Annotated in this window: 24 protein-coding genes and 1 pseudogene; 2 read left to right on the forward strand and 23 right to left on the reverse strand. The window is 52.0% G+C overall.

Annotated features, from left to right (window positions below):
- Window positions 1-11 precede the first annotated feature (11 nt).
- From C8R31_RS14815 to C8R31_RS14835, 5 genes are all read right to left on the reverse strand, one after another.
- Window positions 12-602, reverse strand: a complete 591-nt coding sequence (locus tag C8R31_RS14815; RefSeq protein WP_107694854.1) for a gamma-glutamylcyclotransferase — start codon at window positions 600-602, stop codon at window positions 12-14.
- 271 nt (window positions 603-873) lie between these two features.
- Window positions 874-1,317: a hypothetical protein gene (locus C8R31_RS14820; protein WP_146164609.1), complete on the reverse strand. Its 444-nt coding sequence runs from the start codon at window positions 1,315-1,317 to the stop codon at window positions 874-876.
- Between the two features lie 122 nt (window positions 1,318-1,439).
- Window positions 1,440-1,646, reverse strand: coding sequence for a hypothetical protein (locus C8R31_RS14825; protein ID WP_107694858.1), 207 nt, complete (start codon window positions 1,644-1,646; stop codon window positions 1,440-1,442).
- Between the two features lie 169 nt (window positions 1,647-1,815).
- The gene (locus C8R31_RS14830; RefSeq protein ID WP_181320639.1) at window positions 1,816-2,238 is read right to left on the reverse strand and encodes a universal stress protein; all 423 of its coding nucleotides are present in this window, start codon (window positions 2,236-2,238) and stop codon (window positions 1,816-1,818) included.
- Between the two features lie 81 nt (window positions 2,239-2,319).
- Window positions 2,320-3,669, reverse strand: a complete 1,350-nt coding sequence (locus tag C8R31_RS14835; protein WP_107694861.1) for a SulP family inorganic anion transporter — start codon at window positions 3,667-3,669, stop codon at window positions 2,320-2,322.
- Window positions 3,670-4,608: 939 nt separating this feature from the next.
- Between C8R31_RS14835 and C8R31_RS14840 the strand changes: the two genes are divergently transcribed.
- Window positions 4,609-4,950, forward strand: a complete 342-nt coding sequence (locus C8R31_RS14840; RefSeq protein WP_107694863.1) for a carbonic anhydrase — start codon at window positions 4,609-4,611, stop codon at window positions 4,948-4,950.
- Window positions 4,951-5,194: 244 nt separating this feature from the next.
- On the opposite strand, the gene C8R31_RS14845 is transcribed toward C8R31_RS14840, so the two are convergent.
- The 18 genes from C8R31_RS14845 to C8R31_RS14935 all read right to left on the reverse strand — a co-directional run bounded on the left by C8R31_RS14845 (window position 5,195) and on the right by C8R31_RS14935 (window position 23,141).
- Window positions 5,195-5,689 (reverse strand): hypothetical protein, encoded by a 495-nt coding sequence (locus C8R31_RS14845; RefSeq protein ID WP_107694865.1) that lies wholly within the window; start codon window positions 5,687-5,689, stop codon window positions 5,195-5,197.
- Between the two features lie 546 nt (window positions 5,690-6,235).
- Window positions 6,236-6,535: a P-II family nitrogen regulator gene (locus C8R31_RS14850; RefSeq protein WP_258192730.1), complete on the reverse strand. Its 300-nt coding sequence runs from the start codon at window positions 6,533-6,535 to the stop codon at window positions 6,236-6,238.
- 167 nt (window positions 6,536-6,702) lie between these two features.
- Window positions 6,703-7,656 (reverse strand): sodium-dependent bicarbonate transport family permease, encoded by a 954-nt coding sequence (locus C8R31_RS14855; protein WP_107694869.1) that lies wholly within the window; start codon window positions 7,654-7,656, stop codon window positions 6,703-6,705.
- A 1,272-nt stretch (window positions 7,657-8,928) separates the two neighbouring features.
- Complete coding sequence (locus C8R31_RS14865; RefSeq protein ID WP_107694873.1) at window positions 8,929-10,200, reverse strand: HAMP domain-containing sensor histidine kinase; 1,272 nt, start codon at window positions 10,198-10,200, stop codon at window positions 8,929-8,931.
- Window positions 10,187-10,870 carry a response regulator transcription factor gene (locus tag C8R31_RS14870; protein ID WP_107694903.1) on the reverse strand — a complete coding sequence of 228 codons (684 nt, stop codon included), beginning with the start codon at window positions 10,868-10,870 and terminating at the stop codon, window positions 10,187-10,189. The genes C8R31_RS14865 and C8R31_RS14870 overlap by 14 nt, the downstream gene beginning before the upstream one ends.
- 190 nt (window positions 10,871-11,060) lie before the next feature.
- Window positions 11,061-12,128 carry a uroporphyrinogen decarboxylase gene (gene hemE, locus C8R31_RS14875; protein WP_107694875.1) on the reverse strand — a complete coding sequence of 356 codons (1,068 nt, stop codon included), beginning with the start codon at window positions 12,126-12,128 and terminating at the stop codon, window positions 11,061-11,063.
- Between the two features lie 291 nt (window positions 12,129-12,419).
- Window positions 12,420-13,541, reverse strand: coding sequence for a deoxyguanosinetriphosphate triphosphohydrolase (locus C8R31_RS14880; RefSeq protein WP_107694877.1), 1,122 nt, complete (start codon window positions 13,539-13,541; stop codon window positions 12,420-12,422).
- Entirely contained in the window at window positions 13,534-14,634 is a 1,101-nt protein-coding gene (aroB, locus tag C8R31_RS14885; RefSeq protein WP_107694878.1) for a 3-dehydroquinate synthase, read from the reverse strand. The genes C8R31_RS14880 and aroB overlap by 8 nt, the downstream gene beginning before the upstream one ends.
- A gap of 79 nt (window positions 14,635-14,713) precedes the next feature.
- Window positions 14,714-15,124, reverse strand: coding sequence for a protoporphyrinogen oxidase HemJ (gene hemJ / locus C8R31_RS14890; RefSeq protein WP_107694879.1), 411 nt, complete (start codon window positions 15,122-15,124; stop codon window positions 14,714-14,716).
- 283 nt (window positions 15,125-15,407) lie between these two features.
- Window positions 15,408-15,968, reverse strand: coding sequence for a NifU family protein (locus C8R31_RS14895; RefSeq protein WP_107694904.1), 561 nt, complete (start codon window positions 15,966-15,968; stop codon window positions 15,408-15,410).
- 55 nt (window positions 15,969-16,023) lie between these two features.
- Complete coding sequence (gene sufU / locus C8R31_RS14900) at window positions 16,024-16,506, reverse strand: Fe-S cluster assembly sulfur transfer protein SufU (RefSeq protein WP_107694881.1); 483 nt, start codon at window positions 16,504-16,506, stop codon at window positions 16,024-16,026.
- Window positions 16,506-17,765: a cysteine desulfurase gene (locus C8R31_RS14905; protein ID WP_107694882.1), complete on the reverse strand. Its 1,260-nt coding sequence runs from the start codon at window positions 17,763-17,765 to the stop codon at window positions 16,506-16,508. The genes sufU and C8R31_RS14905 overlap by 1 nt, the downstream gene beginning before the upstream one ends.
- A 2-nt stretch (window positions 17,766-17,767) precedes the next feature.
- Window positions 17,768-19,072: a Fe-S cluster assembly protein SufD gene (gene sufD, locus C8R31_RS14910; protein ID WP_181320643.1), complete on the reverse strand. Its 1,305-nt coding sequence runs from the start codon at window positions 19,070-19,072 to the stop codon at window positions 17,768-17,770.
- Window positions 19,073-19,074: 2 nt separating this feature from the next.
- On the reverse strand, window positions 19,075-19,863 hold the full coding sequence (gene sufC / locus C8R31_RS14915; protein ID WP_107694886.1) for a Fe-S cluster assembly ATPase SufC: 789 nt from the start codon (window positions 19,861-19,863) through the stop codon (window positions 19,075-19,077).
- Window positions 19,860-21,296: a Fe-S cluster assembly protein SufB gene (gene sufB / locus C8R31_RS14920; RefSeq protein WP_107694887.1), complete on the reverse strand. Its 1,437-nt coding sequence runs from the start codon at window positions 21,294-21,296 to the stop codon at window positions 19,860-19,862. The genes sufC and sufB overlap by 4 nt, the downstream gene beginning before the upstream one ends.
- A 96-nt stretch (window positions 21,297-21,392) precedes the next feature.
- Window positions 21,393-21,734 carry an iron-sulfur cluster assembly accessory protein gene (locus C8R31_RS14925; protein ID WP_107694889.1) on the reverse strand — a complete coding sequence of 114 codons (342 nt, stop codon included), beginning with the start codon at window positions 21,732-21,734 and terminating at the stop codon, window positions 21,393-21,395.
- Window positions 21,735-21,801: 67 nt separating this feature from the next.
- The gene (locus C8R31_RS14930) at window positions 21,802-22,335 is read right to left on the reverse strand and encodes an Rrf2 family transcriptional regulator (protein WP_107694891.1); all 534 of its coding nucleotides are present in this window, start codon (window positions 22,333-22,335) and stop codon (window positions 21,802-21,804) included.
- A gap of 185 nt (window positions 22,336-22,520) precedes the next feature.
- Window positions 22,521-23,141: a TetR family transcriptional regulator gene (locus C8R31_RS14935; protein ID WP_107694892.1), complete on the reverse strand. Its 621-nt coding sequence runs from the start codon at window positions 23,139-23,141 to the stop codon at window positions 22,521-22,523.
- A 74-nt stretch (window positions 23,142-23,215) separates the two neighbouring features.
- On the opposite strand from C8R31_RS14935, the pseudogene C8R31_RS16340 reads away from it, so the two are divergent.
- A pseudogene (locus tag C8R31_RS16340) lies at window positions 23,216-23,529 on the forward strand (hypothetical protein); the annotation flags it as partial.

The following is a 23,529-nucleotide window of genomic DNA, read 5'->3' on the forward strand; positions in this document are numbered from 1 at the left end:
ATTTTTCCTACTTAAGCTTCGTTGACTGCGGCCTGACGCACACCCATGTCGAACTGGAACCGATGGAGTGGCAAATCACCGAAAATCAAGGCTTCCCGCTCGGTGCGACGCTTCGCGTTCGCGTCAGGTTGTGCTTCAAAAGTCCGCAGCCATTCAATATATTCATACGGAAGGCCATGCTCAACGGCACCCGATAGCACGGATGCTTTGTACCATTGGTAAGGCAGAAGCGGATCTTCCCTATAGCTGGCGACATAGGTTAGTGCGGTATAGACACCTGTTGCCGTAACTACTTGGATCTTCGCCTCGCTATATCCAATGCCAAGCCCTTCCGCTACATCAAGATTGGGCTTGTCTTTTACATTTACCTTGAAGAGAACGCCATATGCTCTGTCGTGAGGGTTACCCGTTGCCTCGAGATCGCATTTGCCGGACTTGTCGCGACTCACTTTACCGAAGGAGAATCGGCGTCCCTCGACAAAGCCAAGGTCTATAGCAACAGCCGATGGCGCTCTGTCCGGGGCTGTGAGCCTACGGGATAACATATTGGCGCCGTATGCAAAATACAGAAAGGTGCTGGTGGAATTAGATGTTTTTAACATGATTAGGTAATTGATAGAAAGAGGTTAAAAAAATATAAGTTGTTAACGCCCGGACGTAAATTAAGTCAGTATCCAAATTAGAATAAGGTTTAAGCCTTCCACCGTCTGGCCCCAATCAACTGCTCAACGCCCAATCCGTTGAAGACGTCCTTCAGGCGACCTTTCCTAACATTTTTTCCCTACTTTTAATTGTTGAACTTCAATGCAAATTATTGCTTGGGCAATACTCCCGCTCGTGGGCGGATTGATCGATTTGATTGTTACTCGCTACTTAAATATTTTTATCGACTGTACTGCCGGTCACCATCTCGGGGGAATAAACCTCACATTGCTGGCGATCGTTATCGAATTTCTTCCATGCCTGAACCCGTTCCTTGGTTTTCGTCTTATTTGCCGCACGAAGGACCTTGTCATAATCGCCCCAAGCCTTTCTCTGAGCGACGCGCCGCCCCTTGTAGTCGGCAACTTCCCAACTTGCTTTTTCCGCGTCACGTCGTGCCTCCAGCGCTTCCTTAACGGACGATGACCAACCAGCAGCCATATTTGCCAAGGACGTGTCCCGCTCATCAATCACATTTTGTATGCAGGAGATGGCAGCTTCTGGGGGCGCCTTGCCGGCTTGCTGCGCCGCAAAAACGGGAAAAACGGCGAGTAGCAAGCTCGTGGGGAGAAGTACTTTAAGTAGTCTATTTCTCATTTCAATTTCACTGAACACGAAGGGATTTACCAGGAATTTACGAAACAGCATTCTTCAACCACTGAACTCATTCACGTAACTCTATTTCAAGCATGGGCGGACAAGAATCATCTTTCCGCCCTATACTCGGTCATACGCGCTTACGCCAAGGCGCGGGTCGCAAGCGTTCTGTGCCGGCGGGCTATACCGCGAAACAGATGGGGGTGAGCCAGCGCCAGATAAGTTGCCATGACAAGCAAGAAATCCACGGCGAACCAACCCAGACTGAATTGCCCAGACGTAAAAATCGGAAAAGCCCAAAGCAAGACGAGACTTACAGGCAAGATCAAAGCGAAAATCGTTTTCACGGGAGATCTCCAAAAAGGTTGTTTAAAAACCACCCTGTTTGTAGGGTGAGACATACTTCACAATTACTTAACATGAAGTATACACATTTTTCACAAGTTCACAAGTATTTAATGCTTTGTCCACATTTTCTTCACAATTAGGACAAAAATTTTTTACGTGAGTTCTGGGTTAACGCGAGCGAGCCAATAAAATGGAGGTGCCTACCGCGCTGACAAGCTGCTCCGCTACGGAACCAATCACCAGGCGCTCCAAACCCCGCCGACCTTTGGTACCCACGACCAGCAAGTCCGCATCCCACTCAGTTGCGGCATTGGCTATGGCTTCTGAAATGCCCTTCAGGCCAAATTCTCCCTCCGCTTCCAATAAACGAGTCTCGACCTCTAGTTTTTCACCCGCGGCTAACTTTGCTCGCTGCAGCAAATCTGCCCCCATCTGCTTGCTATTGCGGTTTTTCTCATCATCGTCCGCGGTGGATGACGCATGAACGACGCATAGTTCGGCGCCATTGGCGGTTGCGATCTGGATGGCCTCTTGGAGCGCGTTCCAGGAAATATCATCATCAGCGATAGCAGCCATGATCTTTCTATACATTTGTGAACTCCTGTATTTATCTGATGATTCATAAAAAATGGCGGGCGCATTAACGCCCGCCATGCAATATTAACGTTTTACTCAGTCAGCTCCGCCACCGGTCGAGAATTTCTCGAAATACTTCTTGATAATGACCTTTCCGGGAATCTTTCCGGCTTGCTTGAACACGATGTAGTTGATGAGGCCATGCACCGTCAGTGCCACAATCATGCCCTCGAAGATACCGATTTTGAAAACCAGCAAACCGGTAACGGTGGCGAGGATTAAAGCGTATTGCCCATAGTGTGCAACATGCCACAGTCCCATGATCATTTTCCAGCCGGAGAAAATCATTATTGCCGCGAGCGAAAATTTCGGTAAAAACTCAAGGTAATGAGTGTTCATCACGAAGAAGGCAATGACTAGACCGACTACGAGATTGGAAAACTTTGTATATGCGCCGGCCAGCTTGTTGGTGGTGCTTTTAGCTAGGCCGTCAAGGTTGGTCATGCCACCGAAGAAGCTGGAACCCATATTGGAGAGCCAGATAGAGAACAAGCTGTTGTTGGTATTGCACTTGCGACCCAGGGGATCGATTTTTTCGATCGCCGCATTGCTCATCACCTGTTCTATCACGTCGATCGTTGCCAGCATTGCGCAGAATCCGATCATATAAACCCACATCATCGCGTTTTCAACATGGGGTATTGGAAGGGCAAGCTTCAATTCGACGTCATCCACATGCAGCATGGGAACCGCCATGAACTGCGCCACGACTACGCTTGCAGCTATTAAAAGGAAGTACGGGATTGCTGGCTTGGTATCCTTGAATTTCGAGAACAGATACACAAAACCGGCGAAGCCAGCCAGGGATACAAGAACCATCTGTATCCGGGCGCCATTCCAGAATACCTCCGCCTCCTCCTGCCCAGCCGGGAGCTCATAAGTAAATGTCACGAACTTGAGCGCGATTTTCAAGCCTATCCCGGCGAGTAACCCTTCCACCAGGTATACCGGCACCGCAAGCATGATGTACCGTTGCCAGTTATACTTCCACACCACTGCCTGCATGGCCGCGGTGAGGAAAATACAGAACGCCATATTTTCAATGCCGAACGAGTGCACGCCCAAGGCCAACGCGGGTGCAAGACCCGCCGCGACCCCAGGCACACCGATATAGTTGCCCGGTTTGAAAAATGAGTTGATCCAACCGAGAAAGCACGCAAACACCACCGTGGCGAGCGCGACCTTGATGGGGTACTCTGACATCATGGCTATGCCTGTGCTCAGCGGGATTGCCATCGCCCCGCAGATAATTCCGGCCTGTATGTCCCTGGCCACATACTTAGCCTGAAAACCGGCCGATCCCGGCGCGGCTACCGCGTCTGGCGTGGCGCTGGGTGAATGGTCATCGGGCGGTGAAATAGGCTTATCTGAAGTATATGAACTCATGATACTTGTCCTTCCCTGTTAAGAATTTGATATAAAAGATATTCCCGGCAAAAAAATGAACGGGAGGACTGTTGGGTATTCCGTCGCTCATATCTAAGGTGGGAAAATCGGCTATATAGAGTCACTTCAAGTTCCTTTAAAAGCTCATCCACGGCCCCGTCAACAACACCCCACGCCGCAGCGCGAGACACCATGTCGTCACGGTTTGTGACACGAAAATATCCCTAATTTCTTCAAGCTTTAAAGACGGCGCTAACATACCATCGGGAATGTGAAGGGAATGTATGGTAAATGTGAAGAATTTGTGAAGTCGTATGAATAATACTTCACATATTTTTTGTGGAGGAATATCAGGTTTGCCGATTGATTTTATATTTGTTATTTTAATCAATGTGTTATTTACATATTTAGAAGATTGCTTCGAAGTTTTGCTGTGAATGTTTTTCAGGGAATACTCACGTATGTCAATTTTTTGTGTTTATGACTGAAGCCGAGATATAGTGATAACCGCTGCATGCTTCTTGTTTGCCATCAGGTCGTGATCGCCTGACATGATGGCACGTCAATGCAGACGAAGGACAAGAGGGATGGGAGGTAGCGATCTCCTCGTCCGGACGCGCGATGCAGCCCGCACCCTCCCTGCGGACGCAGCGGCCAACCTCCCTGAGAAACCCGCGAGTCAGTGAAATTACGCTATGGGGCATCGCGGTGTAGGTGTAATCCGGTGTTACGTGCAATGCTGTCATATAGCCCACAATCCTGACCGGATTATGTGACAGCTTTTCGGCCTCCTACCTCAGTCCCACCCAGATTATTTCCCCATCGTTGCCGGCGATAAATCCTGAAACTCTACTTGACGGGTGGGCACGGCGAAAGGCACAATCATTGCTGAATCACTACGTTGGGTTTACATGACATATAACCAAAAAGGGCAAATCTATGCATACCTGTAGCCATGCCGTTGTCGGATGTATGGACTTTCGGATACAAAAGACGGTTGAAAACTTACTGGAGCACCTGAATATTCATCAGGGAACATATGACCGGGTGACATGCGCCGGTGGCGCGGCAAATGTGGATCAGCTTAAAACCCATCTAGGGCTTTCAAAAAAACTTCATGATAGCCACACGGCGGTTCTATCTGTGCATGAGGATTGCGGTGCCGGCGCAAAGAAGGAAGATCTTCTCAAGGCCGCGGAAACGGCGCGTTCGCTTGGATTTGACCCAAAGCTGTTTTATATCAAGCTCGATGGCACGTGGGAGGAGGTTAAAGCAGATTGAGCATTTCCCGGTGTAATCCGCGCGGAATGGCGGCTTACACCGAACATGTATGACGTGGCGTGAAGTGACGATGCTGCATCCGCTTCCAGCAACTACCAAAACCCATTTCCGGGACTATGGTACGCAGTGCGTACTCATTGGAGTAGCAATGGAAAGATGGAACCTTCGATCTACCCTATTCTCAGTTCTCACCGTCGCGCGCTTAAGTAAGCGCTGTCATATCGCCCTAATGGCCCCGCCGCGATCATTCCTTTTTTTGCCCTGACTGTCCCCGGGATTTTACCGCTGCCGCACTCGTTCGATGTTGCTGTGCAAACTTCGACCAACCGTGGCGGCGAAGCAACTGGTAAACAGCCGAGGTGGAAACCTTCCTTCCAGTGCGTCGTTCAAGTTCAGCTTTGAGTTCAGGTATCGGCAACACATCGGTATCTTGAGCCTTTGTAATAAAGGGCGCGAGAAATTTTACCTCTTCATCCAGACTCATCCTGGCGTGATTGCGCAACCCCTTCTTAGTTTTAATCTGTTCGATACCGCATTCGATCCGCTGAAACCGGGTCCTGAGTTTTCCCGTCCGGCTCTTCGATAGCCCAATCACGGTCGCCGTCTGCTCCAGCGATAACCCGAACTCCAGCGGAAGAAGCAACGCCTGGGCAGCCCGTAACGCATCTACGGTTTTAGCCGACGCGATTCTTGCTTTTGCCGTTTCCACAAATTCCCGTCCCGTCGCAGGTCTTGCCATGGCACTCTCAAATTGGGTTGATTATTAAGAACATATAGTGAACCGTCAACGCGCCAAGTTAGCTCTCTCTCGTCTTTATTTTGCAAGCCCTTCTTCGTAACTAGCGATCTGATCTGAGAAACATGATGTGCTGCGGATGGAGGCGATAACCTGGCCCTGTAGTCTTTTTGCTCCGTTATCATCCGAAAAAAACCTCCTAGCGAAATAGAGAAGCAAGGATCCATGGAAGGCGGGCTAAGTCATCCGGAGTGGCGGAATCAACTGGTTCATGCGTACGGCGATGATTTAGATTCCCCCCACGCTCGAAAGGCTTTTTGGCTTCGGCTCTCCTTTGCCGTAACGCAACACGGGATAATGTTGCGTGAAGACCATAACTTCTTCTGCATTCGCTTTTTTACCGCTACTGCGCAGGCGGCTTGCCGCTGCGCAGTAGCGTCCGGTCACCCTCGACGATGAAATAACCCCGGTTATTACAAATGAAACGGTTTTTTTCGCAACAATTAGAACTGTGTTTCCCTCTGGATGCTCCGGGAAAAATACATATTTTTAATATGAGATCGCGGCCCCCTCAAGCCAGTAACAGTCCGAGATCAGGCACATGCCCCCAAATTCCTTCAGCCTGGGACGGAGCGCGGCCGTCACCTTCAGCGCTTGAGCCTCTTGGCATGCGAGAATCACCATGGCATTGTTTTGCTCGAAAAAGATATCGTCCGGACGCCGTGTGCCCCTCGAGCCAAGCCCGCCGGCTGACTTTATGAAGGTGTAGCCACGTATGCCGACGCTATTTAATAAGGTAATGAGATCCTCGAGTTTTTCCTCATCAATTACGATTTCTAACCTCTTCATTGCGATTGCGGAGTCCATTGTTTCCCCCTAGAAAGTGAAAGGTGTCGTATAACTGAGCCACACGGTAGTAATGTAACTTAGCGAAACGTACTATCACCGTGGTAAAGATGCTTTACTAATCTAATACCACTATCCCCATTGATAGTACGTCCATCGTTATTTCGATTTTATGCCAACAATCCTTTGAAGAATTTCGCCATCTCATAGTAGATGGGGACCCCGATGAAGATGTTAAACGGGAAGGTTACCCCTAAGGAAGCTCCAATGGACACCGCCGGATCCGCTTCGGGCACCGCGATGCGCATGGCTGCCGGCGCCGCGATGTATGAACAACTGGCATACAGCACAGAGAGCATCGTCGCACCGCCAAGGGATAAACCGAATGAAGCGCCGAGGAATGCGCCAAAAAACCCGGCGGTCAATGGAAACAGTATGCCAAACCCGATGAGGAATGGGCCTTTTGCCTTGATTACCTGCAACCGCGCTGATGCGAGCAAACCCATTTCCAGCAGGAATAAGGCCAGCACGCCCATGAACAGGTCCATGAACATCTTATCCAGGGGCGAGACAAGTTTTACCATTCCGGCGTAGTAACCGACGATGACTCCGCCAACCATCAGAAAGATACTCGTACCAGTGAGAATCTCATGCAGCAGCTTCCTCCACTCAGTTTTACCCCCCGCTCCTGCCCTTGCAAGGATTGTACCGGTCACCAGAGCGGGTATCTCCATCAACGCCATGATCAGGACCATGTAGCCTTCGGACGTTTCCTTGATACCCTCCAGGAAGGCGATACCCACGGCAAAGGTCACCGCGCTCACCGAACCGTAGTGGGCGGAAATAGCCCCGGAATCCGCTTGACTGAATTTCCCGAGCTTTCTCAATATCGGGTAGGCGGTGAGTGGAATCAGCGCCGCGAGCACAACCATCGACAGCGCGATTGGCAGGACTTCCATGATCTCGTACTTCGCCATCGACACCCCACCCTTGAAACCGATGGCAATCAACAGGAAGATGCTCAGGCTCTTGTATAAGGCCTCGGGGATCTTGAGGTCGGATTTCATCACTCCGGCCAAAACTCCGAGAACGAAGAACAGCACTACAGGTTGTATCGTAGCCATTACGTCATCCTCCTATTGTGATTATTGGTTTTCCTAACGACTTGCATGTTATTTTTCGCTCTGTTGCCGCATCCGCTACCTGACACCACCCTTTTGCGTCGACTCATCCCTCACCCCCCCTCAGAAAGTACTTTTACCCGACCTACCGGAAAAACCCGCGTTTATCATCGTGGTTAACATTTCTCACGGCGCGCTACGTTCATCGCAGCGGCCACGAGGCAAATCCCAATCGCTCTATTCCAAACGCGGCCATCTCGGGAGAACGAGCGGAAAACCATCGCATTAATAGGCTTTTCAATCCCAGTTAACAGTTCGTCATATTTTTTTTGAAACTGAGATAAATAATCGGATTGAAATTAAATCCATAAATGTTTTTAAAAACTTTAACCCCGTTCACACACATCATATTTCGGATCGGTGTTTTCGACAGCGATTTTGCTTGACACACCGCCAATTTTGTGAAAATTAGTTTTCCATTAAATCCCTGCAGCACGTATACATTAAAATATCGTTTTATAGCCTATTGATTTTTAAGGTTATTTTTAGGAATTCCTCGGTTTCGTGTGTTATAAGTGGTCCGAATTACGTGTTAACCAAAAATTAGCATAATGCGTGTGAAGAAAAGATTTCGTATCTGTGATTAATTTGTGAATCGGGCAAACTAAATTAAAATATTTTAAAAAAGTCTTAATTCCTCCCGAAACAAACGTGCGCTTATTGCTTTTGGGTAAATAGTTTAGATGAAGAACCCACGTATTTTTACGCCGCGCCCGGCATGAATGATGCACCGTTGAGGCGTCTTTCACGGCTAAGCACGTTGAAGCGATGTCGAACCTCAACATGGGAAGATGAAAACGAACGCCGGGACCTCAAGTAGATCGCCATGATGAAGAAGCAGGTTGTTGAAATTGGGAAGGAGCATGGCACCGGTGCTGCGGCAAAATCTGAATGGCTAAGGTGTCTTGAGGCGAACGGCGGCCGAGCCACGACCTACAGAGCTACTCGGTTGAGGGGAACACGTTTGAGAGCGCGCGCAAGCGGCGGGATACGTAGGAAGGAACCACCCTCCCCCAGCGCATCATAGGGAATCTGGAGCTAAACTAGGGAAACCAGTGGGTTTTGGAAGGGGCGCGGGGCTAGGGTTGGCAGCAAACGTTGTCTGCTTATGTCGCCACGCCTGCCGGTGATGGCAACGCCCGTCGGCCTGCTCACCTGTTGAGCAGGAAACAGACAGGCTTGGTTCTGGAAAAGGAAGAGACTGGCTCGGTATGACTAACCGGGAAATGTAATGTGAAAGGTTGTTCCTTTTCCCGGAGTGCTGTCAACATCAATGGTCCAGCCGTAGTGATCGCAAATACGTTTGACGATGGCGAGCCCGATGCCCAAACCTTCCCCTTGGGACGTTCCGCGGAAAAAGCGCTCGTAGAGCAGCGGGAGGTAAAAAGGTTCAATGCCAATGCCCGAATCCGAGATCGACAAACGGTTCCGGTTAAAACTGACACGTATGAAACCCCGCTCGGTATACTGCACCGCGTTTCGGAGCAGATTCACGAGAGCCGTGTGCAGCGCCTGCGGATTCAGCGTAAGAACGGCCTTTGGTTCGATTGCCACCTCGAAATTAAGGCGTTTGCGATATATTTCCGTACAGACAGGTTCCACGGCATCATAAACACACTCCGCAAGAGCAACCGGCTCCATGATTCCCAGCGCCTGCTCGCGGGCTAAAAATAGCAAGGCCTGTAATTGCTCTCCCATGCGGGTGGCCGCACTCTCGATCATTCCGATTCGCCCCCGTGCCCTTTCCGGCAGGCTTGGCTCAGTCGCCAGAAGCTCGCAACTTGTCAAAATGGTGGTGATGGGTGTGCGTAACTCATGGCTGACATTGGCGGTAAACTCCTGCTCGCGCCGCAACATACGTGTTATGCGGTTCTGGTAGTCGTCCAGCGCATGCGCGAGCTGCGCCACCTCCTCGTCCTGTCCGGGCTGTATCATGGTTGCGCCTTGCACGTCACCCGGCGCGAGATGCCGGACGCGCTCGGCGAGATCGGTGACTTGTCTGACAAGTACCCCCGCGAGCAGATATCCGACCACCAGGGCAACGCCAACCACCGATAAAAGCGATAAAACGATGAGGAGCCGGAGTTCCTGCTGCCGCAAATCGTGGAGTCCGATTTCATAGGCAACGAGAAACTTAATGCCGTCAACGTGCCTTACCGCGACCCGGATCTCCTCGGGGCCGCGAAACACTTTATGGCGCCTGTAATTCAATCCTTGCAGATAGGTGGGCAGATGCGATTCGTCCGCGGCGTCGCGGACGATATACTTTTCGAGATTGGAGCCCACCTGCGGAACAAAGTCGCTACTGTCGCGATAACGCTGCACGAGATAGTCCATCTCGGCTTCGAGTATCTGCTCGATATGCGCCTGTTCGATATCATCCGAAGCGATATAGAGGCTGATACCAACGGTTCCGACAACAACGATGCAGAATATTGCAAAAGCCAGTGCGACACGCAGGCGTAAACCGCGCTTAACTCCGGCCACGAGAAATCAGGCGGTAACCAAGGCCATGAACTGTTTCGATTGGATCATATCCTCCGGCCCGGCTTAGCGCACGGCGTAGTTCGTGCATATGACTACGCAAGGTATCACTGGTACCCTGCTCATCGCCCCAAACTTCCGATTCCAATTCTCTTCGGCTGAACACCCGGCCGGGTTCACCCATCATAATGGCAAGCAGCCTAATACATTTTGGTGGCAGCTTGACGCTCGCACCGGCAAATTGTATAGATAGTGTCTTGGGGTCGAACGAGAGATCCCCCGTTTCGAGCATGCGACTGGTGACTTTCCCGCCATGACGCTTATGCATGGCGACGAGGCGGGCCTCAACTTCCTTCAGCGCAAACGGCTTAACCAGATAATCATCCGCGCCGCAATCGAACCCTTTAAGTTTATCGTCCAGCGTATCTCGGGCGGTAAGCATCAGTACCGGCGTGTCGATATCCGCTTCCTTGCGGAGTTTCCGGCACAACGTAATGCCATCCATACCCGGCAATCCAAGATCAAGCAGAATTCCGTCGAATTTTTGCGTTACAGCAAGATGCAGGCCGGTAATTCCATCTGCGGCAGCATCCACGCTGTGACCACGCGCCTCGAGAAAATCGTAAAGGTTGGTGGCGATCGCGGGGTCGTCTTCAATAATAAGTATATGCACTGGCGATTTTGTTAAGCTTGTTCTAGCCGAACCACTTGAATTTACCCGTTTTTCACCTATTTGCACCGAAAAATTGACCATGTTTGGGTTGGGTCAGTATCTGTTTCCATAACTGGCCTGTTCGCTTAAAACCCGAATTTAGCACATCTTCGTATTGGTTGTCGCCATTAACATGTTCTATAAAATATATCTAGTGCTGTCGATATTTCCTGCTGATACTGTGAACCGCTTCCACAAGTGTCAAAGCGCTTTCTGGAGGCGTGTACTGGGAAATGCCATGTCCTAGATTGAAGACGTGGCCGCTGCCATTACCATAACCCGACAGGATTTTTTCAACTTCAGCGGCAATTACTTCCGGCGAAGCGAACAGTACGGCCGGGTCGAGATTTCCCTGCAGAGCAACCTTGTGACCCACACGCCGCCGGGCTTCGGCAATATCCACAGTCCAGTCCAGTCCAACCGCGTCACAACCGCTGTCAGCAATGCTCTCGAGCCACAGCCCGCCGCCCTTGGTAAAAACAATATTTGGAATGCGCTCTCCGTTATGCTCATGTTTTAGTCCAGCCAGGATCTGGCCAATATAACGCAGGGAGAATTCCCGATAGGCAGCATGAGATAGAGCTCCGCCCCAAGTATCGAAAATCATTACCGCCTGGGCCCCGCATTCGATCTGGGCATTCAGATAGGCCGTAACAGCCTGAGCATTAATGTTAAGGATGTGATGCAACAGATCGGGCCGCTGATACAGCATGGTTTTGATCTGGCGAAAATCGGTCCCGCCGCAACCTTCAACCATGTAGCAGGCTAACGTAAACGGGCTACCTGAAAATCCGATCAGGGGAATCCTGTTATCCAGCGTCTTCCGAATTTGGGTCACCGCATCCAGCACATAGCGAAGATGTGCATCCGGATCGGGTACCGCAAGTGCGCGAATCTCCCATTCCTCGCGCAAAGGGCGCTCAAACTTGGGCCCTTCCCCTTCGGAAAAATAAAGACCCAACCCCATTGCATCGGGTATCGTTAGAATGTCCGAGAACAGTATCGCCGCATCGAGCGGGAATCGCGCGAGCGGCTGCATGGTGACTTCAGTCGCGTAATCCGGATTCTTGCATAAAGCGAGAAAACTGCCGGCGCGGGAACGGGTCTGGTTATACTCAGGCAAATAGCGGCCGGCCTGGCGCATCAGCCACACCGGCGTGTAGTCCGTGGGCTGGCGCAGGAGAGCCCGCAACAACGTATCATTTTTTAATTTTGTCATTCGCGTCCATTCAACCGCACAGTTCAGAAAAGAGACTCGGCATTTTCCTCTTGCCACCTGGCCCGGATTCGGACGAGGGAAGGGACGCCGACCATGACGGACGGGCCGAACCCACGATATTACCAGCGATTGACTTTCAGGTATATGCTCATCGGCTGGCAGTTGCCATGGCTGATCCATTGCCATACCTATGCCAACCAAAGCGGCATAGGCCGTTTAGGACGTTCGGTTCTCCTGAATCAGAGGGTCTCATTGGAAGGTCCTGCGAACCGCAGACGCTGCATCAGGCGTTCAGCGCTCTTCGATTGTAAACAGCTTCCGATATTCACGTATGGCGTAGCGGTCAGTCATGCCTGCAATATAGTCTGCAATCGCCTGATACCCATCCTGAGTATATTTCGATTGAAATGCCGGCGGGAGCAACCGTATATCCGAATGAAACGCCTTAAAAAGCATTTCGACGGTGTGACGCGCCTTGGCGCTCATGCGCGCCACCTGATAGTGCCGATAAAGATGGTCGCGCAGGAATTTTTTCAATTCCTGCTGCTCCTGCCGGATTTTATTGCTGAAACCAATCAGGGCAGGCGCTTCCCGCACCATTGATAAACCTTCCGGCGCGGCCTCTGCAATATTTCTTGCGCTTTGCTCGGTCAAATCCGATACCAGCGTATTGATCATGCGTCGCACCGTCTCGTGAATGAGACGCCGGCCAGAGATTCCGGGATACGCGGTTCTGGCGGCGGCTAAATGGCGGGAGAAGATTTTCACTTCTCCAAGCTGTTCCTCGGTAATCAGCCCGGAGCGCAAGCCGTCATCGACATCATGGTTGTTATACGCTATTTCATCGGCAAGATTGGCGAGCTGCGCCTCCAACGAGGGGCGCCTGTCGGTGAGAAAACGTTCGCCCACGTCACCCAGCTGGGCGGCTTTTTTTCTTGCGCAATGTTTAAGAATGCCTTCACGGGTTTCGAAGCACAGATTCAAGCCGTCGAATCCACCGTAATGCTCTTCAAGTACATCTACCACCCGCAGGGACTGAAGATTGTGTTCAAAGCCACCATACTCTTTCATGCAATCATTCAGAGCGTCCTGCCCCGCATGCCCGAATGGCGTATGCCCCAGGTCATGCGCCAGCGCGATTGCCTCGACCAGGTCTTCGTCAAGACGCAAGTTGCGGGCTACGGACCGACCGATTTGCGCCACTTCCAGACTATGCGTCAGGCGCGTGCGGAATAGGTCTCCCTCGTGATTGACGAAAACTTGAGTCTTGTATTCGAGCCGGCGGAAGGCGGTGGAATGGATGATACGATCGCGATCACGTTGAAAAAATGTCCGTCCGGGAGACAACTCTTCGGCAATTTGGCGTCCGCGCGAGTTTGCCTGCGATACCGCATAAGGGGCTAATTCAAGCATTGGCTGTGCATTCAGCAAGAGTTTTAATCAGCAGGCTGCTGGGTACGTCCCCCCGAACCTCAGCCTCGCCAATGCGTTTGAGTAATACAAAACGCAGTTTCCCCGCCTCGACTTTCTTATCCAGTCCCATCAGGCGCAAATATGTTTCCGCGCCCAGATTCGGCGCAATCACGGGAAGCTTGGCCTGTACGAAAAGATCCCTGATTCGCTTCACGTCAGTGCGACTGATCATGCCCATTCGATGCGACAGGTTCGCTGCCAGCATCGTGCCCGCCGCCACCGCTTCGCCATGCAGCCAGACACCATACCCCATCGCATTCTCGATCGCGTGCCCGAATGTATGCCCCAGGTTCAGCAGCGCGCGCATACCGCTTTCACGCTCATCCGCCGCCACGACCTCGGCCTTATTTGCGCAGCTGCGCTCGATGGCTTCCACCAGAATCACCGCATCCCGCGCTAACAGCCCTTGCATATTGGCCTCAATCCACTCCAGGAAGACGGGGTCGCGGATGAGGCCGTATTTGATAATCTCGGCAATGCCCGCGTGCAACTCCCGATCCGGCAAGGTATTCAGCGTTTCGATGTCTGCCAGGACTGCACGCGGCTGATAAAAAGCGCCGATCATATTCTTGCCAAGGGGATGATTGATGCCGGTCTTGCCGCCGACCGACGAGTCAACCTGCGCCAGAAGCGTCGTGGGAATCTGGATAAAAGGAACACCGCGCAGATATGACGCCGCGGCAAATCCGGTCAAATCACCAACAACGCCGCCTCCTAAAGCCAGGACAGCAGTGCTGCGTTCGCACCGGTTCGTCAGGAGAGCATCGAATATGCAGTTTAGTGTTTGCCAATTTTTATATTCTTCCCCGTCGGGGAGAATAATAGGGACCGATGTAACCCCTTGAGCATCAAGGCTGGCACGCAACCGTCCCATATAAAGGGGGGCCACCGTGGCATTGGACACGATTGCGACGCGCTGCTGCGTCAGATGGCGCGAGATAAATTGAGGCTGACTCAAGATACCGCTACCGATATGTATCGGGTAGCTGCGCTCGCTCGGCGCGGGAGTAAGGTTAACCGTAATCGTCTTCATGGCGCGAACCGGAATGGCTCCGCAGTGTGGCTCTTAATGAGTTATGCTTGGCGAAGCCAGGATAAGGTGAAATAAATTTTTACGGCTTTACCACTACCAGTATGACCACCGCGATCAGAATCAGGACTGGGATTTCGTTAAACCAGCGGTAATAAACGTGCCCGTGGCGGTTGCGATCATGCTTGAAATCGGCAAGAAGTCTTCCACAGTACAGGTGATATGCGACTAGTATTAACACGAGTACCAGTTTGGCATGAAGCCAACCGCCCGTAATGCCGTAACCCAGCCACAGCCACAGCCCCAACGCCACTGCCAACACAGCACTCGGCGTCATTATGCCATAGTAGAGTTTGCGCTCCATCACCTTGAAACGCTCGAGACCGAGCGAATCGCTGGTTGTAGCATGGTAAACAAACAGCCGCGGTAGATAAAACAGGCCCGCAAACCAGGCCACGACGAAAATAATATGGAAGGATTTGACCCAGAGCATCTGGTTAATTTAGACAGGAAAGACTGACTAGTTCATCCGGCTGCGCGTCAGAGGCGACCACAAGACGTATCCAAGCGCACCTTCCAGCCAGCCCGCAAATGCTGCTCGCTGGAGGACTGCCGATACAGGCATTATCCCGCTTGCAGCTGAGCTGAACAGAGCGCCGCAAAGCTTTTGAACAATTATGCGACGCTCTGCAGGTTCCGCCAACTCATCCAATCATTGGAGCCGAAAAGTACGGGGAATATTTATATAGCGTGTGAGCACGAATCGAAGCGCTATATTACATCGCAACAACCTCGATTTCTGGTTCGATCGCCCTTAGCATATTCTGAATACCCCTGAGCGTGCCTGAGATCGAACTGGGACAGGTGCCACACGCCCCTTGGTAATGAACGCTGAGCTTGTTGCCATCCAGAGCAAGGACATGGAGATCGCCGCCGTCGTTTTGCAGGTAGGGGCGTATCTCCTCGTCGAGCATTTCGTTGATCGCATCAAGGCGTTTCTGGTCCTCGGGACTTAATCCAGCGATCGCAGTCCCGGCGGCCGCGACTGTAGCGGCTGAGTGCGCATCTGCCGCAGGCGCAGCGCGGATCGGATCGGCCACTTCACGCGCCAGATCCTGCCAGTCTGCCCCGCCATCCTGGGTGATCGTGATCCAGCGATCGACATAAAATACGTTGGTCACGTGGTCTATATCGAATAGCGCCTCGGCAAGCGGATCGCCCAGCGCCTGCTCGGCATTGTCGTATGAGCGTGTCACCCCCCAGGTCAGCGGTTCCTTCAGAATGAACTTTAACGCGTTCCGGTTCGGGGTACCCTCGATTTCAGCTATTTTAGGCATTTCCAGTTCCTTCAGGGGAGCTCTGAACAAGTCCTGTGGAGCTCGTCAGAAATCTTTAAGCATCTCCTATCGCGGCATGCATGGGATCATCTTCCGCCTCGGTCGAGGTAGTCGTAACCGAGTTCAGCGCCGCATGCAGCGTGTGCCAAGGCAAAATAGCGCATTTTACGCGCGTTGGCAGATCGCGCACACCGGCGAATACCGTAAGCCGTCCCAAGTGATGGCCGTCATTTAAGTTGAGCGTGCCCGTAGCCATCTCGCGGAATTCCTTTATCAACGTCTCCGCGTTGGAACGGGTCTTGCCTTTAACAACCGTCGTCATCATCGAGGCAGACGCCTTGCAGATGGCGCATGACTCACCATGGAACGCAATGTTGTCGATCCGCTCCCCGTCTAGATTAAGCTCGATGTCGAGATGATCGCCACAAAGCGGATTATGGCCAACCGCGTGATGGGTCGCCTTATCCAGCGTGCCGTAATTTCGAGGCTTTTTATTGTGGTCGAGAATAACCTCTTGATAAAGGGACTTGGAGTTCATCACGTAAAAACCTTTTGCACAGTTCGAATGCCCGAGATAAACGCGTCCACCTCGGCCATGGTGTTATAAAACGCAAACGAAGCGCGCGTTGTCGCTGGGACTTTGAGGCGCAGCATCACCGGTTGTACGCAATGATGACCAGTGCGGACGGCAACGCCTTCTTGATTCAATAGCGTGCCGATGTCATGCGGATGCACCCCCTCCATCACAAATGAAAGTACCGCTGTTTTCCTTGCGGCGGTCCCAACAACGCGGATGCCCGGTATATGAGATATTTGCTCCGTTGCGTAGTTCAGCAGCTTAAGTTCATATCCTGCAATGGTGTCCAGGCCGATGGCGGACAGATAATCAACCGCCGCACCGAGGCCAATTGCGGCCGCGATCGGGGGCGTGCCGGCCTCGAACTTGTGCGGGATGGAATTATATGTCGTCTTTTCAAACGTCACCGACAGAATCATATCCCCGCCACCTTTGTAAGGCTGCATTCGCTCAAGTAACTCAGCCTTTCCATAAAGTACCCCAATGCCGGTCGGTCCGCACAGCTTGTGGCCGGAAAAAGCATAGAAGTCGCAATCCAGATCCTGAACGTCCACCAGCATATGCGGCGCGGCCTGCGCGCCGTCGACCAGTACCGGGACGCCCCGCTCGTGGGCAAATTTAATCATTTGCTTGACAGGATTAATGGTGCCGAGGGCATTTGACACATGCATTACACCAACGAATCTTGTGCGCGCGGTAAAAAGCTTCTCGTATTCGTCGACAAGAAGTTCGCCCGCATCGTTGATGGGCACCACGCGAATCTTCGCGCCTTTCTCTTCGGCGAGCATTTGCCACGGCACGATGTTCGAATGATGCTCGAGCGTGGTCAGAATGATCTCGTCGCCTGCGCGGATATATTTGCGGCCATAGCCGTGCATGACAAGGTTGATCGAATCGGTCGTGCCGCTGGTAAAAATAACCTCCCGATCCTCACGCGCATTGATGAAATGCTGCAGCTTGCGGCGCGAGGCCTCGTATTCCGCTGTTGCCGTTTCCGATAAATAATGTACTCCGCGGTTGATATTCGCATGTTCGCTGGTCTGGTAGCGCACCAGGCGATCGATGACTGGTTTCGGCATCTGGCTTGATGCGGCGTTATCAAGATAAACCAATGGATTTCCTTCAACCTGGAGCTTCAGGATCGGAAAATCAGCACGGATGTGTTCAACGTCGAACATTGAAGTGAATTCCGGTTGCAAAGCAGAATCAATGAGCTTCATGATCAGGTTTTTTTAGTCTGTTCGAGCACAGTCTGCTCGAGCCGATGTTTAAGCGAAGCAATGGGGATACGGTCGATTATTTCCGCGCCGAAGGCATAAGTCAGCAGATTGCGTGCCGTAGTTTCCGTAAGGCCGCGGCTCTTGAGATAAAAAAGTTCCTCGTTATCCAGTTGCCCAACCGTCGCACCATGCGCGCATTTCACGTCATCCGCAAAGATTTCAAGCTGTGGCTTTGTGTCGACGCGCGCCCTGGCACTCAGGAGCAAGTTGCGGCTTGATTGTGCAGAATCAGTACGCAGGGCTCCCGCGCGCACGAGAATCTTGCCATTGAATACCGCGTGCGCAGCGCCGTCCACAATACATTTATGTGACTGACGGCTCGTACCATACGGTTTCGCGTGATCGATACAGGTATGAGTATCGGCGAGCTGGCGGCCTTTTATCAAAGCCAAGCCGTCGATGACGCACTCCGCTCCCTCCGCCGCAAGCGTCGCATTCAGGTCATAGCGGGAAATACGCCCGCCAAGCGCGATACTTACAGACCGATAGCAGCCGCCTTGCGCCACCGATACCGCGCAGTTTGCGATGTGAAACGACTCCAGGCTATCGCGCTGCACCCTCACGTGGGTAACCGTGGCATTATTCTCAAGAGCAACCTCGGTCACCGCGTTGGTTACATATGCGTCGTCCTGCAAGGAAACGTAATCCTCAACCATTGTTACCGCGCTACCCGCCTGAGCAATCAATAGGCACCGGGGGTGGATTGCCGCTCCCGCCTGCGTCGCGATGAATAACACGTGCACCGGCTTCCGTACCTTGGCGTCGCGAGGCGCAATGATCAGCGCTCCATGGTGCAGGTAGGCAGTATTGACCGCAGCGAATAAATTGTTTTCGAAACCCGCGAGGCGGCCGAGATGTGGCTCGATTACCGAGGCGTGCGTCGCTACTGCCGTCGACAGATCAGTGACAACCAGACCACTGTCTTCCATCAAATCCGGCTGACTGGACAACTCCGGCATGAACGCCCCGTCCACAAACACCAGCCTGATCGCTGCCTCATCCAGATGAAAATGCCGTGCATCTATCGCATGCGCTGGGGCGTGCGATGGGCGCAACGACAGCCGGGTGAGCGGAGATATGTCGGTAAAGCGCCACTCCTCATCGCGCGTAGTCGGCACCTGCAGCGTCCCCGCGCGCTCGACAGCACTGGCGCGCAGTTGGTTAAACCAGGCCAGGGGACTGGGCGGGAGTTGAGGCCGCCCCTGAAGGATGCTATTAAGATAGCCGTTGCTGACCACCGCACTCATGCTCATGCGCCAGCGGTGGCAGGCTGCCCGGCGCCAACCCAGTCATAGCCGCGCGTCTCGAGTTCAAGCGCAAGCTCCTTGCCACCCGTCTTGACGATCCGGCCCGCGCGCATCACGTGCACAAAATCCGGCACGATGTAGTTAAGCATACGCTGATAATGCGTTACCAATACAATGGCGTTGTCGGCAGTGGACAGCTTGTTCACTCCATTGGTCACGATCCTGAGCGCGTCAATGTCCAGACCGGAGTCGGTTTCGTCCAAAATCGCCAGCCGTGGCTCCAGCAGCGCCATCTGCAAGATCTCGTTGCGCTTCTTCTCACCGCCGGAGAAACCTTCATTCACGCCGCGATCAAGAAAATCCGGATTCATTTCCAGCAGTTTCATTTTGTCGCGTACAAAATCCTCAAACTCAAGCGGATCAAGCTCGTCCTTTCCGCGTTGTGCCTGCACGGTGTTATACGCGAGACGTAAAAAATGACTATTGGCGACGCCGGGTATCTCGATCGGATATTGAAAGGCCAGAAACACGCCCGCACGGGCACGCTCCTCCGGTTTGAGATCGAACAGGTCTCGGCCTTCGAATATTACCGAGCCCCCGGTCACCTGATACGCGCTGTGTCCGGCAAGCACCTTGGCGAAAGTGCTTTTGCCCGAACCATTGGTGCCCATGATGGCATGTACTTCACCGCTTTTCACGGTGAGATCGATGCCCTTGAGGATCTCAATGCCATCAACGGTAGCCCGTAGTCCCCGTACTTCCAGCAAAGTCTTGCTGCCGTCGAGTATCATCCAACACTCCCCTCAAGTTTGAATCCAAGCAGCTTGGTCGCCTCGACCGCGAACTCCATTGGCAACTGTTGAAATACATCCTTACAGAAACCATTTATGATCATCGATACCGCTTCCTCGTTGCCGATCCCGCGCTGTGCAAAGTAGAACAACTGATCCTCGCCGATCTTGGACGTGGATGCCTCATGCTCGACCTTCGCCTCCTGGTTACGGACCTGAATGTAAGGAAACGTGTGCGCTCCGCATTGGTCGCCAATCAGCATTGAGTCGCATTGCGAATAATTTCGCGCACCAGCCGCGGTCGGAGCAATCCTGACGAGCCCCCGGTAGCTGTTATTCGAATGCCCAGCCGAGATACCTTTGCTCACAATCGTGCTGCGAGTATTTTTTCCGATGTGGATCATTTTGGTACCGGTATCCGCCTGCTGATAATTGTTGGTGACCGCCACTGAATAGAACTCTCCGACAGAATTGTCTCCCTGCAAAATACAGGAAGGGTACTTCCAGGTAATTGCCGAACCGGTTTCAACCTGGGTCCACGAAATACGGGAGTTGACGCCTTTGGCGAGCCCGCGCTTGGTAACAAAATTGTAAATTCCACCCAAGCCGTTTTCGTCGCCTGCGTACCAGTTCTGTACGGTCGAGTATTTGATATCGGCATTATCGAGCGCGATCAGCTCGACCACCGCGGCGTGGAGCTGGTTAGTGTCGAATTTGGGCGCGGTGCATCCTTCCAGATAAGACACTGACGCTCCTTCCTCGGCAACTATCAAGGTACGCTCGAACTGTCCTGATTCTTCGGTATTGATGCGAAAATAGGTAGACAAATCCATCGGACACTGGACACCTTTGGGAATGAAGCAAAACGTCCCGTCCGTGAAAACCGCCGAGTTGAGCGCAGCGTAATAATTGTCTCCCACCGGCACGACTGTGCCGAGGTATTGCCTCACCAGTTCCGGGTGCATCTGAACGGCTTCCGAAATCGAGCAGAAGATAATCCCAACCTCTGCCAGCTTCTGCTTGTAAGTCGTCGCAACTGAAACGCTATCAAAAATTACATCGACCGCGACCCCGGCAAGCGCGGCGCGCTCGTGCATTGGGACGCCAAGTTTCTCGAACGTGCGCAGCAACTCGGGATCGACTTCATCCATGCTGCTCAGTTTCTTTTTCGGCTTTGGGGCTGCGTAATAACTGATCGCCTGAAAATCAATCCTGGGATATTTTACATTTGGCCATTTCGGCTCGTCCATCTTGAGCCACTGGTGATAGGCCTTGAGACGGAAATCCAGCATCCATGCCGGTTCGCCTTTTTTTGACGAAATGAGTTTGATGATATCTTCGTTTAGCCCTTTCGGGGCAATATCCGACTCGATGTCGGTGACGAAACCGTGCTTGTACGGCTGATTGACCAGATTTTGTAATACTGCACTCATGAGATTGCTCCAATATCGTTCGCGTCGAAGATGATCACGGTAACCGTCCTTTATCGAAAGCTTCTCGACCTCCGTCTTCGTTACTCGCAAACAAGGCTAAACCTTGGCGGGCTCCTTCAGGCTGAAGCTTTCCCCACAGCCACACATGTGGTCAATGTTGGGGTTATCGAGGCGGAACGAATCGTTAAGACCTTCCCGTATAAAATCGACACGTGAGCCATCAAGAAACGCCAGAGTACCGGCATCGACCACCAGGCTGGCATCATGAGACGCAAAAATCTCATCACCTTGACGAAGCTCGTCAGCGTAGTCGAATGTGTAAGCAAACCCGGAGCACCCTACTTTCTTCACACCGATGCGCAAAGCCAGTCCTTTGCCCCGCTTGGCAAGTTGTTTACGGATTTGCTTTGCCGCGTTTTCGGTTAATGTTATCGCCATCATTGTCTCCAGTTTCTATCCCCGTAGGACGATCAAAATGACGTAAAGTTTTGCGCCGGGTGCTTTATCAGGCGGAAATTACCGCACGTTCCCGTTCGGGCATTACCTTTTCGGGCATGGTCTTGTCAGATATCACCGTGCGCATATCCAGCATCTGGACTACGCCCTTCTCTCTCAATTTACGTTCATCATGTCTTGCTTTCTGGTCATCGACCAGTTGTTTCAAACTGACCGCGCCAAGATGATCGAAAATAAGATCATTGAGCTTGACCCACAGATCGTGCGTCATGCATTTCTTGTCGTTGTGGCAATTCTCCTTGCCACTGCACTGGGTGGAGTCTATCGGTTCGTCAACCGCCAGGATAATCTCGGCGATCGAGACTTGCGCGAGATCCTTGGCGATGTAATACCCGCCGCCCGGGCCTCGAACACTGTCGACAAGCCCGCGCTGCCGCAATTTCGCGAACAATTGCTCAAGATAAGATAACGAGATTTGCTGACGCTGGCTGATTTCGGCCAGTGTCACCGGACGGGTGCTCCGCTGCATGGCCAGGTCCAACAGCGCCGTTACTGCAAACCGTCCTTTCGTTGTTAGCCTCATAATAAACTCCTTCCTCTTACTATCGTGATTCCGTTGAAATAGAGAACATCGTCCTAAACCAAGTCGGTCAATACACGACTGATTTAGTCAACTATAAGATACTTGATAGATTTAGTCAACTATAATGCCCGCTCATGAGAGCAGAGTCACTAAAAACAGATTTAGGCCGGAGGGAGTTTATGACGTCAAGTGCGGCGACGCAGCCCCATATGGGCTTTCACCAATTCGATAGCCTGATGGCGAAACAGGTCTCCGCGGGTGTCTTTCACCCACATATGCAATAGACCAATAAAGAAGAGATGGGTGTCTACAGCCAGCTGGGAGGAATCGTGAGACGGGTGTAACTGATTTTGAACGCTGGCGCGTTCGTAAACCAATCGCAGTTTTTGAAAGATACCGGAGCAATTCGACAGGATCTGCTGCAAAACCGTTGCGAACTCATCCACATATTCGCACTTGATCATCATGATTTCGTAAATTTCTCGCGTTTCGACACTGTCCGACAGAACTTGAATAGTCCCGCACAAAAAATTTTCGATGCAGGTAAGGGGATCTTCAGAGCCCTCAACGAGGAGCGTATCATCCATGCGATCGATCAGTGGCAACAATACCTGCTCGCGCATGGCCTGAAACAAATCAAGTTTATTGTTGAAATGCCAATAAATTGTGCCCCGCGTGACGCCAGCCTGGAGAGCGATGTGTTCCATGGTCGTTCGGCTGACGCCGCGCACGAGGAACACCTGCCGCGCCGCCTCAATAAGCTTTTGCCGCGTTAATTCCGCGTTTTCCTTTGTTTTCCGGGCCATCGTTAGAAATAATTCCGATTCCTGTTTACATATCCAATCTTTTGTTCGTATAATTTACATACATACATGAATGTATGCAACAGATTTGTGTGCTTTCGTATGCAACAGATTCGTTTAACCCGCTCGTTTTACCGGATGGAGCTAAGATGTCAGATGCCGGACAATATAAAAATAACCGAAGCGACCAATTAATGGTCGGTAACTGGACGCTAACTTTAGTCGCTATTATATGCATTGCGCTAACCGCGTGCAGCAAAAATGATCAGGCTGCAGCTCAGCCATCTGCGGGCACGGCGCTTCCTGTCAGCGTAATTGAAGTTCGGCCGACCAGTGTGCCGATCAGCGCAGAGGCGGTTGCTCAAACCGAAGGGGCCAAGGAGGTTGAAAT

This window comes from Nitrosospira sp. Nsp2, from assembly GCF_003050965.1.
GTDB lineage: Bacteria > Pseudomonadota > Gammaproteobacteria > Burkholderiales > Nitrosomonadaceae > Nitrosospira.

Excerpts from the sequence above, each read along its gene's own strand:
- C8R31_RS14815 (WP_107694854.1), bottom strand. The coding sequence starts at position 602 with ATGTTAAAAACATCTAATTCCACCAGCACCTTTCTGTATTTTGCATAC.
- C8R31_RS14830 (WP_181320639.1), bottom strand. The coding sequence starts at position 2,238 with ATGTATAGAAAGATCATGGCTGCTATCGCTGATGATGATATTTCCTGG.
- C8R31_RS14835 (WP_107694861.1), bottom strand. The coding sequence starts at position 3,669 with ATGAGTTCATATACTTCAGATAAGCCTATTTCACCGCCCGATGACCAT.
- C8R31_RS14840 (WP_107694863.1), top strand. The coding sequence starts at position 4,609 with ATGCATACCTGTAGCCATGCCGTTGTCGGATGTATGGACTTTCGGATA.
- C8R31_RS14845 (WP_107694865.1), bottom strand. The coding sequence starts at position 5,689 with ATGGCAAGACCTGCGACGGGACGGGAATTTGTGGAAACGGCAAAAGCA.
- C8R31_RS14850 (WP_258192730.1), bottom strand. The coding sequence starts at position 6,535 with ATGAAGAGGTTAGAAATCGTAATTGATGAGGAAAAACTCGAGGATCTC.
- C8R31_RS14855 (WP_107694869.1), bottom strand. The coding sequence starts at position 7,656 with ATGGCTACGATACAACCTGTAGTGCTGTTCTTCGTTCTCGGAGTTTTG.
- hemE (WP_107694875.1), bottom strand. The coding sequence starts at position 12,128 with ATGACAAAATTAAAAAATGATACGTTGTTGCGGGCTCTCCTGCGCCAG.
- C8R31_RS14880 (WP_107694877.1), bottom strand. The coding sequence starts at position 13,541 with ATGCTTGAATTAGCCCCTTATGCGGTATCGCAGGCAAACTCGCGCGGA.
- aroB (WP_107694878.1), bottom strand. The coding sequence starts at position 14,634 with ATGAAGACGATTACGGTTAACCTTACTCCCGCGCCGAGCGAGCGCAGC.
- hemJ (WP_107694879.1), bottom strand. The coding sequence starts at position 15,124 with ATGCTCTGGGTCAAATCCTTCCATATTATTTTCGTCGTGGCCTGGTTT.
- C8R31_RS14895 (WP_107694904.1), bottom strand. The coding sequence starts at position 15,968 with ATGCCTAAAATAGCTGAAATCGAGGGTACCCCGAACCGGAACGCGTTA.
- sufU (WP_107694881.1), bottom strand. The coding sequence starts at position 16,506 with ATGAACTCCAAGTCCCTTTATCAAGAGGTTATTCTCGACCACAATAAA.
- C8R31_RS14905 (WP_107694882.1), bottom strand. The coding sequence starts at position 17,765 with ATGAAGCTCATTGATTCTGCTTTGCAACCGGAATTCACTTCAATGTTC.
- sufD (WP_181320643.1), bottom strand. The coding sequence starts at position 19,072 with ATGAGTGCGGTGGTCAGCAACGGCTATCTTAATAGCATCCTTCAGGGG.
- sufC (WP_107694886.1), bottom strand. The coding sequence starts at position 19,863 with ATGATACTCGACGGCAGCAAGACTTTGCTGGAAGTACGGGGACTACGG.
- sufB (WP_107694887.1), bottom strand. The coding sequence starts at position 21,296 with ATGAGTGCAGTATTACAAAATCTGGTCAATCAGCCGTACAAGCACGGT.
- C8R31_RS14925 (WP_107694889.1), bottom strand. The coding sequence starts at position 21,734 with ATGGCGATAACATTAACCGAAAACGCGGCAAAGCAAATCCGTAAACAA.
- C8R31_RS14930 (WP_107694891.1), bottom strand. The coding sequence starts at position 22,335 with ATGAGGCTAACAACGAAAGGACGGTTTGCAGTAACGGCGCTGTTGGAC.
- C8R31_RS14935 (WP_107694892.1), bottom strand. The coding sequence starts at position 23,141 with ATGGCCCGGAAAACAAAGGAAAACGCGGAATTAACGCGGCAAAAGCTT.